The organism is Tenacibaculum sp. SDUM215027, assembly GCF_050566205.1.
GTDB lineage: Bacteria > Bacteroidota > Bacteroidia > Flavobacteriales > Flavobacteriaceae > Polaribacter.
The window spans coordinates 54,765-69,638 of record NZ_JBNXUE010000007.1 but is presented as its reverse complement, the minus strand read 5'-3'; the positions used below and the strand labels follow the sequence as shown (position 1 = coordinate 69,638).

The window sequence follows — 14,874 nt, the reverse complement described above, 5'->3', positions numbered from 1 at the left end:
ATAGTTTTTAAATAAGAAAAAGTGTCATTACGAAAAACAGACACGAAAAATCTGTTGAGATTGTTCGTTACTTTCGCAATGACACTTACACTCAATCGAGCGCAAAAATATAATTATTTTTTTAACTTACCTTCTAACATCAAAAAGAACGTATATTCTTCTGCAGTTTCTTTTAATGCATTGAATCTTCCAGAAGCTCCTCCGTGTCCAGCTTCCATATTCGTATGTAAGAATAACATATTGTTATCAGTCTTTAATTCACGTAGTTTCGCAACCCATTTTGCAGGTTCCCAATACTGTACTTGACTATCATGTAAACCAGTAGTAACTAACATATTTGGGTATGATTTTGCTTCTACTTGATCGTATGGAGAGTACGATTTAATATAATCGTAATATTCTTTATCATTCGGATTACCCCATTCATCATATTCTCCTGTTGTTAACGGAATACTATCATCTAACATGGTAGAAATCACATCAACAAAAGGTACTGAAGCTATTATCCCGTTATATAACTCAGGATTCATATTAATTATAGCTCCCATTAATAAACCTCCTGCAGAACCTCCCATAGCATATAAATGTTCTGGTGAAGTGTAACCCTTATCAATTAAATATTTAGAACAATCAATAAAATCGGTAAATGTATTTTTCTTATTCAGCATTTTACCATCTTCATACCACTCACGCCCTAAATATTGACTTCCTCTAATGTGAGCTAATGCATATACAAATCCGCGATCTAACAAACTTAAACGCGTTGTTGAGAACCCGTCACTGATTGTATATCCGTAAGAACCATATGCGTATTGTAATATCGGTGTGTTTTTATCAAGCTTTGTATCTTTATGATGTACGATTGATAACGCTACTTTTTTACCATCACGCGCTGGTACCCAAATACGTTTGCTTACATAATTGTTCTTATCAAACTTTCCTCCTAATACTTCTTGTTCTTTTTTGATTTCTTTTGATCTATCTTTCATATTGAAATCAATAACTGAGCTTGGGGTAGTCATTGAATTATATGAATAACGGATTACTTCAGTATCAAATTCAGGATTTCCATATACACCTGCTGAATAGGTTTCTTCATCAAAAGGTAAATAGTAATCTTCAGTTCCGTCCCATTTCTTGATACGAATTTTATTCAATCCTTCATTTCTTTCTTCTAAAACTAAATAATCCTTAAAAATTGAGAAGTCTTCAAATAAGGTATCTTCTCTATGTGGAATTACATCTACCCAATTTTCTTTTCCTGGTTTGTTTTCAGGAGTTTTCATTAACTTAAAGTTGGTTGCTCCGTCTTTATTGGTTTTAATATAAAAATGATCTCCGTAGTGTGCTACTTCATATTCCAAATCACGCTCACGAGGTTGAATTACATGTAATTCTCCATCAGGGTTATTTGCCTCTAACACATGGTATTCCGTAGAAACTGTGCTATAAGAACCTATTATAATATATTTTTTTGATTTTGATTTAGTAACAAAAGCTCCAAACGTATCATCTTTTTCTTCATACACTAATTCATCTAAAGAAGCATCAGAACCTAAGGTATGTTTATAAATCTTTGATGAACGTAAGGTTACAGGATCTTTTTTAGCATAAAACAATGTTTTATTATCATTTGCCCAAACCGAACCTCCAGTGGTATTCTCAATAATATCTTTATAAATTTTACCTGTTTCTAAATTTTTAATTCTGATAAAATATTGACGACGACTCACAGTATCTGTAGCAAAAGCAACTAACTTATTATCAGTTGAAACCGTTAAACCTCCTAACTGAAAATAATCATATCCTTTTGCTTCTTTATTCACATTGAACATGATTTCCTCCTCAGCCTCTAGGTTTTCCTTCTTACGACTATAAATTGGGTATTGTTGTCCTTTTTCATAACGAGTTATATAAAAATATCCGTCCTTTTTATACGGTACTGACTCATCATCCTCTTTTATACGCCCCTTCATTTCTTGAAATAATTCTTCTTGAAACTCTTTTGTTTCTTTCGTTATTTCATCATAATAAGCATTTTCTGCGTTTAGGTAATCGTGTACTTTCTGGGTTTGTTCATCTTTAATTTTAGCATTTTTTTGAGCATCGGTTAAACGCATCCAAAAGTAATCATCGGTACGAACATCTCCATGTTTCTCTAACTTAGTCGGTTGCTTTTCAGCAACTGGGGCTTTGATATCTTTATTCATTTCTTGTTTTTTGCAAGAACCAAAAATAAGACTAAAAAACAAAGCCGGTAGCATTATTTTTTTCATTTTTTAAGTTGGTTTATATTTCTTGTGAAAATACTATTTTTGTTGTTAAGTAAATCATAAAAAACTGTACAACAATGTTCGGAGATATTTCTGGAATGATGGGTAAATTACAAGAAGCCCAACAAAAAGTAGAAGAAACAAAAAAGCGATTGGACACCGTTTTAATAGATGAAGCAATTGCTGATGGAAAAGTAAAAATTACTGTGACTGCTAATCGTGAAGTAAAAGCTATTACTGTTGATGAATCTTTATTAGAAGATAAGGAAGAGTTAGAAGATTACTTAATCTTAACCCTAAATAAAGCATTGAAACGTGCTGGTGAAATTAATGAGCAAGAATTAGCTATTGCTGCCAAAAGCGGAATGCCTAATATTCCTGGAATGGACATGTTTAAATAATATCTTATGTTTTTACAACTAGAAGATTATATGTTACCTTGCTTAAACAAACAACTCTTTGGAGTCGATTGTTTAGGTTGTGGTATACAGCGCGCTTTAAGTCTAATTTTTCAAGGAGAACTTGTAGCTGCCTTTAAAATGTATCCAGCTATATATACCTTACTAATCTTGGCTATTCTTGTTGGTTTTAACTTCTTCTACAAAGTAAAATATGCACAAAAAATAATCAGTATATTAGCTGTAGTTAACATAATTATTATTGTTACTAGTTATGTTATAAAAATGAATCATTTAATTTAAATTTTAGTAAATACTATGGAAAAACAAAAACTACCAAATTCTACTACAGCTTTAGTATTAGGCATTTGTTCTATTGTAACGTGCTGTTGCTATGGAGTTATTGGATTACCTCTTGGAATTATTGCTTTAGTTTTAGGTAACAAAGCTATTAAATTGGATAATGAAAATCCTGATATGTATGAGGGAGTAAAAAATGCCAATACAGGTAAAATACTAGGTATCGTTGGTATCATATTAAACGTTATTTTTATTGCTTACATTGTTTGGATCATCTCAATGATTGGAATGGAAGCGTTAGGAAATCCAGAGTTATTACAAGAAAGACTACAAGAACTACAATAGTTCAATCGATGATATAAATAAAAAAGCGGCCAAATGGTCGCTTTTTTTTATATCATTCCTTTAGCTTTAAACTCTAAGTATTTATTAATAACATTTACGGATAAGTGCTGTGGCTTGGTTAAAATAGCATGCACTGCATTTTTCTCTAGTTCTTTTATCATCAAACGTTTTTCGTAAGCATATTTCTCTGCAATGGTTTTGTGATATACACTTTGCAAGTCTTCTGCATTTTCAGTGATTAAAGTATCTAATTCAGTGTTTTCAAAGAAAACAGTTACTAATAAATGCTTTTTAGCTATCGCTTTTAAATATGGTAATTGCCTTTTTAACGCCGATATATGCTCAAAATTGGTATATAAAATCAACAAACTACGTTGATTTATTTTTCTTTTGATATTCGCATACAATAGCGCAAAATTAGCATCTAAAAAGTCGGTTGTAATATTATACAACTCTTCGTTAATGACCGATAAGTTTGTTTTTTTGTTACTGGCAGCTACTATCTTTTCAACCTTTTTGGAAAAGGTAAGCATCCCTGCTTTATCGTTTTTTAATAAGGCTATGTTTGAAAAAGCTAAGGTTGAATTAATTGCATAGTCTAATAACTTCAACCCTTCAAAAGGCATTTTCATAACACGACCTAAATCAATAATAGAATAAATAGGTTGGGATTTTTCATCTTGGTATTGATTCACCATTAACTCTGCTCTTTTAGCAGTTGCTTTCCAGTTTATAGTACGTACATCGTCACCAGGAATGTAGTTTTTAATCTGTTCAAACTCCATAGTATGCCCAATACGTCGAATTTTCTTCATACCAAATTCCGTTAGGTTATTATGCATTGCCAAAAACTCGTACTTTTTCATCTGTATGTACGACGGATATACTTTCACACTTTCTTCTGCAGAAAACGAATAACGTTTAGAAAATATCTGTAAAAAAGAAGATACAAACACATTTACTCTTCCAAATTTGTACTCTCCTCTTTCAACAGGCCTTACATTATATGTATAAGTAGACTTCTCTCCTGACTGTAATGACGTTGCATGCTCAAAATCTCTTTTTTGAAATTGCGGTGGTAATTCATCAATCAATGAAATAAAAACTTGGAATGGATAGTTATTTTCAAGTGTAATAGCTATTTCATTGTCATCTGAATTTGATAATTTTTCTGATACAATTCTTCTGGCTGAAAATCCGTTTTTAAATCGATATAAAATGAGCACATCAATACACATCGCTATCACAAATAGCCATACTAACATCCATGTTGCAGAATAGAGCGCAGGAATCCAAAACGACAGTAAAAATAAAGCCGAAATTACGCTTATGTAGATAAAAAAGCGATTGTGTACGTATAACGATTTAAAGAATTGAATCACTATCTTGGAACTTCTACAGATTGTACAATCATTTCAATCACCTTATCAGCAGTCATTCCTTCCATTTCGCGTTCAGGAGTTAACATAATTCTATGACGTAATACTGGATAAATACTCTTTTTTACATCTTCTGGAATTACAAAATCACGTCCGTTAATCGCTGCAAATGCTTTAGATGCCATTAACACAGCAATACTTGCTCTTGGCGAACCTCCTAAATACAAATGTGCATTGTTACGCGTATTTGAAATGAGTTGCGCAATGTATTTGATAATTTTTTCCTCTACTAATACCTCAAAAACTTTGCTTCTATATTCTAACAATTCAGCTTCAGTTAATACTGCTTCCACTTGAGTTTGTGGTAAGGCTCCTTTACGCTCGTTATGAGCTGTGATAATTTGTATTTCTTCATCTAAATTTGGATACCCAACATTTATTTTGAATAAGAAACGGTCTAATTGTGCTTCTGGTAAAGCATACGTTCCCTCCTGTTCTATTGGATTTTGAGTTGCTAATACCATAAATGGAGGGCTCATAGTATATTGAGTTCCATCCATCGTAATTTGTTTTTCTTCCATCACCTCAAACAACGCTGCTTGTGTTTTTGCAGGCGCTCTGTTAATCTCATCAATCAATACAATGTTTGAGAAAATAGGTCCTTTTTTAAACTCGAAATCAGATGTTTTCATGTTTAGTACCGAAGTTCCTAATACATCCGAAGGCATTAAGTCTGGTGTAAACTGAATTCGGCTAAAATCAGTTGCTATGGTTTTTGCCAATAACTTTGCTGTTACCGTTTTAGCAACTCCTGGTACACCTTCTATCAATACATGACCATCTGCTAGTAAAGAAACTAACAACAACTCCATAAATTCTTCTTGCCCAACTATTACTTTTCCTAACTGTTCTTTAATTTTAATCACAGCTTCTTTTAATTTCGACAAGTCTACTCTACTTGAAAATAGTTCGTTCGTGTTTTCTGTTGGATTGTTTTCTGTTTGCATCCTACTCTTTTTTATATGCTTTAAAATTTTCAATAGCTTTATTTAGGGCTACTAAATCTTCTTCGGTTATACTTAATTTTGTTTGTATTTGCTGTATCCTTTTAAATAAAGCAACTACTTTTTCTTCTGAATTACCACTTCGGTTAGCAAGATTCTTATAAAATCGCTCGTCTATTTTTAAGGTTGACAATCGGTATTTGATTCTGATATACTCTAAAAAATAATTGATTTTATGTTCTGCTATATTTTTATGATCTGATTTTTCGTAATACATATTGGCTATGGTACGTGTAAAAGCCAATGTTTGATTTTTTAATGGGGTAATTACAGGAATTAAGCGCTGATTACGTTTTCCTTTAAAAATAATAAAGAACAGCACTCCTATCAATCCTATATAGTATGCCCATTTTAACGATTTGGTTGACAGGATATAATGCATCGGTGAGGTTATTCTACTTTTCCCTGTTTTGTAATAGGTATCCCATAAAATAGCCTTGCTACTGTTAGAACTAACTCCTGCTTCTTCTTTATCCGGGCTATTTAGATACGACAATACATTAGCTACATACTCATAATTATCAGCTAACAGCATGTTATAATTCGTAAAAGCTTGTGGAAAGGTATGTAAATAAAAGTTTCCTTCCCCGTGTTTTACTTTGATAAAGTTTGGCTTTTTACTGATGATGGAATCTTTTTCATTTCGTATCACTATCTCTCCTAAAATAGTCGTGTTCAGTGTATCAACTTCAGAGAAATGTAATTTTGAAAAGTCTCTATCAAAATGATACTCTTTTTCTCCAAAAATTGGATTGCTCATTTTTTGATAAGCCTTTTCCTCGAATGCAGAAGTAGTTAAATAGCTTGTTTCCGTTTGTAGTGTATCAATATGAACTCCGTTAGTAGCAATAAAAACATCATTTCCTCTATCAACAAAATCTAAGAGTTCATTCAATTCGTCTTTATCAAAATTCACTTTATTATCAAGAAAAAAATACGTTCCGTTATTCTTGGTATCCTTTAAATACAAGTATGGATTTTGATAAACATCCTTTACTTTACTTTTTGGGAATAAACTCGGAATTTCTTTGTGCAACACATACGTTCCGTACGGAATTTTATGTTTCGCAGCATAACTTGGATACCAATTGATTTCTTTAGGCTTTACAGACTCGACATAGAAAATCCCGAGCACTATAAGCACTAATAAACCAATGTATATTTTAAGTTTTTTATCCAAATTAATAAATTTTAGCTAGGGTGTTTTTAAAATTACTCTCTGCTTGTATGAATTTTTCTTCATCTATTGAAAACTCACCATACCACACATAATCGTATAAATAAGTTAGCTTTTTAAAATCGCTATACAATTGTTTTTTAGATGATAATTCTTTTATATAATCTTCGTTTGTTTTTTCTTGTTGCCAAGAAATAAACTCTTTATCTGACAAACTTTTCAATAATAGCAAGTAGTAATAACGTATAGCTAATTGATAATTTCTTACAGAAATTGCTTCTTGTATTAACTTTGGTAAGTCTTTGTCTTTAATTAACTCTTCTTCCTCCGATAAGTGCACAATAGGCTTAACTTTTTTACCATCAATAATATTACGCGCATTTACTTTTAAAAAGAATTTTATAATAAAAAACAATACCAAACCTGCAATTACATAAGGTAAAATCTTTAACACAACACGTAAAAACCCTACTGCTGGTGTAATATCATCAAAAATATAAGAGAGAATTTTTATAACGGTTCGTTTTAACCAATCCCATATTTTTTCTAAAATAGTAGGTTCTCTTTTTTCTACGATGTATATAAATTCATCTTTTTGCTTGTACTCCTCTATTTTTTGAGTATCAAACTTTTTTTGTTCAATAATAGTATCATCATACTGCATCTCTCTTTTTTCTTCCTGAGAAAAAAGAGAGATTGAACAAATAAAAAACGCTATGTAAAAAAGAAACTGCTTCAAAAGATTATTGTCCTATACTATCAATTCTTTCAATAGTTCCTGTAAGATTTTTTCTTTCGTTAATATCGAAATATAAAAGTACGTTGGTTATTAAAGTAATTGAATAAAATAGTAGTTGACCTGCTATTGAAATAACATTTAAAATTAAATAAATAGGGTCGCTAAAGAAACCAAAAATCTGTGCTGGATCATCACTCCCAGAGCCAATCCCCATACTTATAATTTGATATATCATTGCTGGAATTTGAAATACATATCCTAGAATACTTACTAAAATAGATACAACGAAAACCACTCCAAAAGTCTCCCAGAAATACCCACTGACAAAATAAAAGCATTTACTTACAGCTCCTGAAGCTGTTTCATTTTCAAATACCAATATTGAAGCACCTAAAGATAGCACTGGCCAAGTATAAAACACTGGTAAAAAACATAGCATTATACTTGCAGTTAATATCAAACCTGCCAAAATTCCAAAGCCCGTAAACGACCAAAATTTAGCTTTTGTATTAGCTACAACATCATCTTGCCTTACTACACCTTTATTATCTATATATGATTTAATGTAATACATACCTGCTAAATTGATAAAAACAATAGCTACTAAATAAGCTATTATCATAATAAACACTGCTCCCATCATTCCTGCAACTGCACTTGCATCTTCACTAATTATTGACGACATAGACATCATGTAATAAATCATAGAAGCCACCGCTATAACAATTGGTATTACAGATACCTTTAGTATGGTTAAAAAGAACGGTTTCCCTTCTAATCTTATAAATTTAAAAGCATCTGAAATAATACTACCTAAATCTCTTTCTCTTTTAAACTCTATATATTCTTTATGCATTGGTTTGTTGATTTTTATAAACTTTAACTGGGTAAATGACGTAATAAAATATGATTAATGCTAATGAGGTACCGATAATTAAGATCGCTAACCAATCGGGCATTTCAGTATGTCTGGTTACAAAACCTTCTAAAAATCCTGCAACTATAAAAAAAGGAATGGTACTTACCATTATTTTTAATCCGTCTTTCATACTTCTTTTAAAAGACTCTAATCGAGAATAAGTTTTTGGAAATAATAATCCGTTACCCAACACCAATCCTGCACATCCAGCAATAATTATTACAGATATTTCTATAGTTCCGTGAATCCAAATAGTTCTTGACGATTCCCAAAACAAGCCTTTATCATAAAAAAAGTACAAAAATGAACCTAACATAATTCCGTTTTGCATCATAATGTATAGTGTTCCTACCGAAAATAATATTCCAAAAACAAAGGCATACATTGCAACTCGTATATTATTGATGGTAATTCCAATAAACATATCCACTTCATTAGCCTTTTTATAAACAGCCATTGGGTCGCCATTTTCAATATTTTCCAAGGTCATGTTTACATAACCGTCTCCTAAAATAAGGCGGACAAAATCAATATCAGTTGCAGCTGAAAAAGCTCCACAAATTGAGAAAAAAGCAAATACTAAAAACGCAATCAATAATTGTTTTTGGTAGCTATAAAACATCAAAGGAAATTCCGTTTTAAAAAAACTAACAAACCTGTTTTTACTTTCTTTTTTAGTTTTATATATTTTTTGATGAGCTGCCGATGCTATCGAGTTTAAATATATCACCGTATTTCCGTTCGGGTAAAAGGTTTTAGCGTAACTTAAATCATCAGTTAACTCCACATATAAATCAGATAGTTTATCTGGTGAAATAACTGTTTTATTATATAGCGCATCTTCAAAAAGCTGCCACTTTTCTTTATTTTTATTTACAAAAGCAGCTTCTCTCATGTATTTAAAAAATTAAAGCATGTTTGTTGAGAAGTTTCTCTAATCATAGAATATTTTTATCTTCGCTAAACTAAAAAAAGTTGCATAAATATCAACAAAAAAAAAGTGAAAAACTAATTAATGGATAATTTTCAAATAGAAACAGCTCAAAACATTGCTATTAGTCAAAATGTAGCACATGTTACTACTCGTATCGGTTCATATTTAATTGATGCGTTATTTATTGTTGGGTATTACATTATCATTGCCATTATAATAGGAATGTTAGACGTTCCTATGAGTATGGAATATATGAGCCTATTTGTTTTATTAGGGCTTCCTGTATTCTTTTATAGCTTACTATTTGAAATTTTAATGAACGGACAAACGCCTGGTAAATACTTCAATCAAATAAGAGTGGTTAAATTAGATGGTTCTAAACCCACTTTTGGAAGTTATTTAATTAGATGGTTACTACGTTTTGTTGATTTCACTTTGGCTAGTGGCTCTGTTGCTGTTCTTACCATTTTATTAAACGGAAAAGGGCAACGTTTAGGAGATATTGCTGCGGGAACTACTGTAATATCTGAAAAGAAAAGAATTACTTTAAAAGATACCATTGCTAGTGATGTGATTGATAACTACACACCTACTTATTCACAAGTTACTCTATTGAATGATAACGATATTCATACCATTACAAGGGTATATAGAGATGCCATGAAGAAAAGAAATCATAAAGTAATTTTAAAACTACATACAAAAGTTATTGAGTTAACAGGAATTACCACCGAGCAAAAACCTGCTCAATTTATAGATACTGTGATTAAAGATTATCATTACTACGCAAGGCAGTAGTTTTTCTTCTTTTTATTTTATTGATAATTAACCTACTACTCTAAGAGTCTTTATTTCGTTAATAAAAAGCCAATAAAAACTATTTTTCCATACGCTGAATATAGTATTTTCGCACCCTTTCTTACAGGAAAAAATCACATTTCAAGGGCACGAGAACAACTATGAACGACGAAAAAAACTGGTTACAATATTATAAAAACAGCTTATCTGATAGTGAAAACTTAGCTATCGACATTAGTAAAATTAAAAACCTTTTTCATCAAAAATCATCCGATTTAAGTAACGCACTCATCAACTCTAAACAAGCAAATCAACTATTAGATGTTGAAGAACGTAGAATTAATCGATTAAAAGGAATCACAAAAAAAGACAATCCTAAATGGCACAAGGTAGAAGAAACCAAAATATTGATTGCGCCTTTTCATTTAGTATATCAAACCGACAATACAAAATTTAAACAACGTCCCATACACCCTTTTTGGATTAGTGCTATTGTAAATCGTTCAGGGCAATTGTCAGCACCAAAAGATGGATTTCCTTTAATCGTTCGTAACTATCTAACTCCTATGGCAGATACTAAGAACGATTTTATCTTTTCTTCTATCGACACCGTTTTAGAAGCAAAAGAGTTAGCTTCTCCCGATTTTGAAAATAGCGAAGACCCTGTGCCTTGGGATGAATACTGGAACTATATTAACGAAGTATTTTCTGCGATAACTTTTAGCAACCTATATCGTTATCAAGTAGAACGCTATACCACACAATATGAGCTTACTTATTTTGCATTAAGCTCAAAAATTTCAACAGCAAAAAGTATTTTATTTTTATACGAAAACCTACTTAAAAATACAGATGAGTTACCCGTACTCTCTAAAATCATCAACCCATATACTAGAGAACGACAAAAAGCCATTACCGATAACGGATTTTTAGTGTATAACCATTTGCATTTAGGGCAAATGTCAAATAAATTTCCACTTTCTGTTAGTCAGCGTAAAACATTATTATCCTATTTAGTTGCCGAAGAAAATGCGGTTACCGCTGTAAACGGACCTCCAGGAACTGGAAAAACTACACTTTTGCAAAGTTTAGTAGCTACTGAGTTTGTGAAAGCAGCAATCAACGGTGAAGAAGCTCCTATAATTTTAGCATGCTCTAACAATAACCAAGCAGTAACGAATATTATTGATAGTTTTATTAATTCTGAAAGCACTATGGAAGAATTAGCCAACCGGTGGATTCCTGATTTTAACGGATATGCTACCTATCTTCCTTCCAGTTCAAAAAGTGAGAAAAAACTGGCCAATATCAATTATTTAAAAGGAAACTTATTTGGTCATGAAGGAACCTTATGTAATCTAGAAAACGAAAAATACATTTCAGAAGCTGAATATTACTTTTTAACCAATTACTGTAATTACTTTAATACCCAAACAAATTCACTTGACGATGTTTGCAATCATCTACAAGAAGAAATTATAGGTATTCAAAATATTTTAGCTGATGGTGTTGATTTCTCAAGAAACTATATTAATGCGGTAAACTATATTAACAGCATACTCGTACACGAAGAAGATTTCATCGAAAAAAGCACGTTTAAAATCTCCAAACTACAAGAATGGAGAACTGTTTTAAACGATTTAAAAACAGCTGCAAAAGACACTGATTTTATTGATAAAGTAAAACACTATTTTATTGATGAAGCTGCGTTTGAAACAAAAAATGCTGAACATATTTTTAAGACTACTGCAGAAACATTATTAGATGCTAAAAAAGCAGCTGCATACATAAAAGAATGTACAAATAATGTAAACCTGTTATTGCAATCACATTTAAGTCTAAAAAACTGGAAGTATGAAAACAACATTAAAGGATTTCCTTTTGTTTCTGAAGAACAAATGTGGGCATACGAATATGAAAAAATAAACTCTAACGATGCAACACAACGTTTCTTTTATGATGAATTAGATATCGATTTACGTCACAAAGCATTCTTATTAGCAACCCATTATTGGGAAGCTCGCTGGTTACTAGAAACCAGAGAAATGTTAGAAGAGAACACCGAAAAAGGAACAGGAGAATATGCTATTAAAGCAAAATGGAAACGAAGAGCCATGCTTACTCCTTGCTTTGTAGCTACCTTTTACACAGCACCAAGTCACTTTTTATACAGTCAATTTCAAGGAGAAAACGAAAACGGGAAACCTATTTTTGAATATTTACCTTTATTCAACTTTTTAGATTTGTTAATTATTGATGAAGCAGGTCAGGTTACGCCAGAGGTAAGTATTCCAATATTTTCATTAACCCAAAAAGCCTTTGTAGTAGGTGATTTACAACAAATTGAGCCTATTTGGTCTATTCCTAAAAAAATTGATCAGGGAAACTTAACAAGCCTTGATATTATTGAAAATCAAAATGATGCACATTTAGACGAATTAGGTTTTTTAGCTTCTAGCGGAAGTATTATGAAAATGGCTCAAAATGCCTGCGAATTTGAAACACCATTACCCGCAAAAAAAGAACAAGGATTAGTTTTATTGGAACACAGACGATGCAATGATGAAATTATTAGTTTTTGCAACGAATTGGCGTACGATGGTATTTTAAAACCTATGAAAGGAAAAGCAAGAGAAAATCAGGCATTCCCATCAATGATGGCATATCATATAGAAGGAGTTAGTGAACGTAAATACAACAGTCGTCAAAATAGTAGTGAAGTAAAAGCCATAATTTCTTGGTTACAACAAAATAAAGAAACCATTCAAGAAGCATACGATGTAGACGCTATTGAACCTGTTTTAGGAATTATTACCCCTTTTGCAAGCCAAAAAGGAGAACTATCAAAAGCCTTAACCGATGCAGGTTATAAAGTAAGCGATATAAAACTAGGTACGGTGCATGCTTTACAAGGTGCAGAACGAAACATCATTTTGTTCAGTTCCGTATATTCTAATAACGATGAAGGAACTCTTTTCTTTGAAAGAGACAACAAGCCTAACATGTTAAATGTAGCAGTGTCAAGAGCTAAAGAAAGTTTTATTCTTTTTGGTGACACCCGAATATTTGACGAAACAAAAAACACGCCATCTGGAATTTTAAAAAGGCATTTAAACATTTATGAAATGGCCAACTAGCAAAAAAAAAGGAGCGATAAATCGCTCCTCTTTTTATTCTTATACTGAGTTTTACTTTTTAAACTCAGTAATTGTTTTCTTAATAATTTCAACACAATCTCTTAATTGCTCTTCGTTCATCACTAAAGGCGGAGCAAAACGAATAATGTTTCCGTGTGTTGGTTTTGCTAACAATCCGTTATCACGTAATTTTAAGCAAATATTCCAAGCAGTATCACTTTCTTCTGAATCATTTATTACAACTGCGTTCAACAACCCTTTTCCTCTAACTAGGTTTACCAAATCATTCTCTTTAGCAAACTCAGCTAATTCTTCTCTAAAAATCTTTCCTAAACGCTCAGCATTTTCAGCTAACTTCTCTTCTTTAACTACTTCTAAAGCAGCAATTGCAACTGCTGCTGCAACTGGATTCCCTCCAAAAGTAGAACCGTGGTTTCCAGGTCTAATAACATTCATAATGCTATCGTTTGCTAACACCGCAGATACTGGATATGCTCCTCCACTTAACGCTTTTCCTAAAATTAAAATATCTGGTTGAACATCTTCATGGTTTACCGCTAATAACTTACCAGTACGCGCAATTCCTGTTTGTACTTCATCAGCAATAAATAACACATTATGCTTTTCACACAATGCTTTAGCTGCTGCTAAATATCCCTCAGAAGGCACATATACTCCTGCTTCTCCTTGAATTGGTTCAGCCATGAAACCAGCAATATTATCGTTGTTCTCTAATGCTTCTTCTAATGCTTGTAAATTATCGTATTCAATTTTAATAAACCCTTCAGTAAACGGACCAAAGTTTTTACGAGCTACAGGATCGTTTGAAAAAGAAATAATTGTAGTTGTTCTTCCGTGGAAGTTATTTTTACAAACAATAATTTGTGCTTCGTTTTCATTAATTCCTTTTACTTCATACGCCCATTTTCTACAGATTTTCAAAGCAGTTTCTACAGCTTCAGCACCCGTATTCATTGGTAATAATTTATCAAAACCAAAGTATTCAGTTGCAAACTTTTCATACTTCCCTAACATATCGTTATAAAAAGCACGAGAAGTTAACGTTAATGTTTGTGCTTGGTTTACCATTGCACCAACAATTTTTGGATGACAATGCCCCTGGTTTACTGCAGAGTAAGCTGATAAAAAATCATAATATTTTTTTCCTTCAACATCCCATACATATACTCCTTCTCCTTTACTCAATACTACTGGTAATGGATGGTAGTTATGGGCTCCGTATTTGTTTTCTAAGTCAATCGCTTGTTGCGAAGTTAATTGGTCTAAAACAGCCATTTTTCTTAATTTTTTAAAATTTATAAAATAACCATTCCTTATCTACCTTTATCCTTTCGAAAAAGAAGTTTCGAAAATTCAGCGTGGGAAAGAAATCATCCCTAACTACAAAAAT

Annotated in this window: 13 protein-coding genes; 5 read left to right on the top strand and 8 right to left on the bottom strand. The window is 31.9% G+C overall.

Annotated features, from left to right (window positions below):
- Window positions 1–113: 113 nt before the first annotated feature.
- Window positions 114–2,210 (bottom strand): S9 family peptidase, encoded by a 2,097-nt coding sequence (locus tag ACQYZ7_RS15050; RefSeq protein WP_430730540.1) that lies wholly within the window; start codon window positions 2,208–2,210, stop codon window positions 114–116.
- 140 nt (window positions 2,211–2,350) lie between these two features.
- Here ACQYZ7_RS15050 and ACQYZ7_RS15045 point away from each other — a divergent pair, with 140 nt between their 5' ends.
- Genes ACQYZ7_RS15045 through ACQYZ7_RS15035 form a run of 3 tightly spaced genes read left to right on the top strand, consistent with a single transcriptional unit; the run spans window position 2,351 to window position 3,316 of the window.
- The gene (locus ACQYZ7_RS15045) at window positions 2,351–2,674 is read left to right on the top strand and encodes a YbaB/EbfC family nucleoid-associated protein (RefSeq protein WP_430730539.1); all 324 of its coding nucleotides are present in this window, start codon (window positions 2,351–2,353) and stop codon (window positions 2,672–2,674) included.
- A gap of 6 nt (window positions 2,675–2,680) precedes the next feature.
- Window positions 2,681–2,974, top strand: a complete 294-nt coding sequence (locus ACQYZ7_RS15040) for a DUF2752 domain-containing protein (protein ID WP_430730538.1) — start codon at window positions 2,681–2,683, stop codon at window positions 2,972–2,974.
- A 15-nt stretch (window positions 2,975–2,989) separates the two neighbouring features.
- A complete protein-coding gene (locus tag ACQYZ7_RS15035; protein WP_430730537.1) occupies window positions 2,990–3,316 on the top strand; it encodes a CCC motif membrane protein in 327 nt (108 codons plus the stop codon).
- Window positions 3,317–3,363: 47 nt separating this feature from the next.
- Here ACQYZ7_RS15035 and ACQYZ7_RS15030 read toward each other — a convergent pair whose 3' ends face one another.
- From ACQYZ7_RS15030 to ACQYZ7_RS15005, 6 genes are all read right to left on the bottom strand, one after another.
- A complete protein-coding gene (locus tag ACQYZ7_RS15030; protein WP_430730618.1) occupies window positions 3,364–4,695 on the bottom strand; it encodes a DUF58 domain-containing protein in 1,332 nt (443 codons plus the stop codon).
- Between the two features lie 2 nt (window positions 4,696–4,697).
- Window positions 4,698–5,702 carry an AAA family ATPase gene (locus ACQYZ7_RS15025; protein ID WP_430730536.1) on the bottom strand — a complete coding sequence of 335 codons (1,005 nt, stop codon included), beginning with the start codon at window positions 5,700–5,702 and terminating at the stop codon, window positions 4,698–4,700.
- Between the two features lies 1 nt (window position 5,703).
- Window positions 5,704–6,939 (bottom strand): DUF4350 domain-containing protein, encoded by a 1,236-nt coding sequence (locus tag ACQYZ7_RS15020; RefSeq protein WP_430730535.1) that lies wholly within the window; start codon window positions 6,937–6,939, stop codon window positions 5,704–5,706.
- 1 nt (window position 6,940) lies between these two features.
- On the bottom strand, window positions 6,941–7,600 hold the full coding sequence (locus tag ACQYZ7_RS15015) for a DUF4129 domain-containing protein (RefSeq protein ID WP_430730534.1): 660 nt from the start codon (window positions 7,598–7,600) through the stop codon (window positions 6,941–6,943).
- A gap of 79 nt (window positions 7,601–7,679) precedes the next feature.
- Entirely contained in the window at window positions 7,680–8,531 is an 852-nt protein-coding gene (locus tag ACQYZ7_RS15010; RefSeq protein ID WP_430730533.1) for a hypothetical protein, read from the bottom strand.
- Window positions 8,524–9,489, bottom strand: a complete 966-nt coding sequence (locus ACQYZ7_RS15005) for a stage II sporulation protein M (protein ID WP_430730532.1) — start codon at window positions 9,487–9,489, stop codon at window positions 8,524–8,526. The genes ACQYZ7_RS15010 and ACQYZ7_RS15005 overlap by 8 nt, the downstream gene beginning before the upstream one ends.
- A gap of 120 nt (window positions 9,490–9,609) precedes the next feature.
- Here ACQYZ7_RS15005 and ACQYZ7_RS15000 point away from each other — a divergent pair, with 120 nt between their 5' ends.
- The gene (locus tag ACQYZ7_RS15000) at window positions 9,610–10,326 is read left to right on the top strand and encodes an RDD family protein (RefSeq protein WP_430730531.1); all 717 of its coding nucleotides are present in this window, start codon (window positions 9,610–9,612) and stop codon (window positions 10,324–10,326) included.
- Window positions 10,327–10,487: 161 nt separating this feature from the next.
- Complete coding sequence (locus tag ACQYZ7_RS14995) at window positions 10,488–13,463, top strand: AAA domain-containing protein (RefSeq protein ID WP_430730530.1); 2,976 nt, start codon at window positions 10,488–10,490, stop codon at window positions 13,461–13,463.
- Window positions 13,464–13,514: 51 nt separating this feature from the next.
- Here ACQYZ7_RS14995 and rocD read toward each other — a convergent pair whose 3' ends face one another.
- Complete coding sequence (gene rocD / locus ACQYZ7_RS14990) at window positions 13,515–14,759, bottom strand: ornithine--oxo-acid transaminase (protein WP_430730529.1); 1,245 nt, start codon at window positions 14,757–14,759, stop codon at window positions 13,515–13,517.
- Window positions 14,760–14,874: the final 115 nt, after the last annotated feature.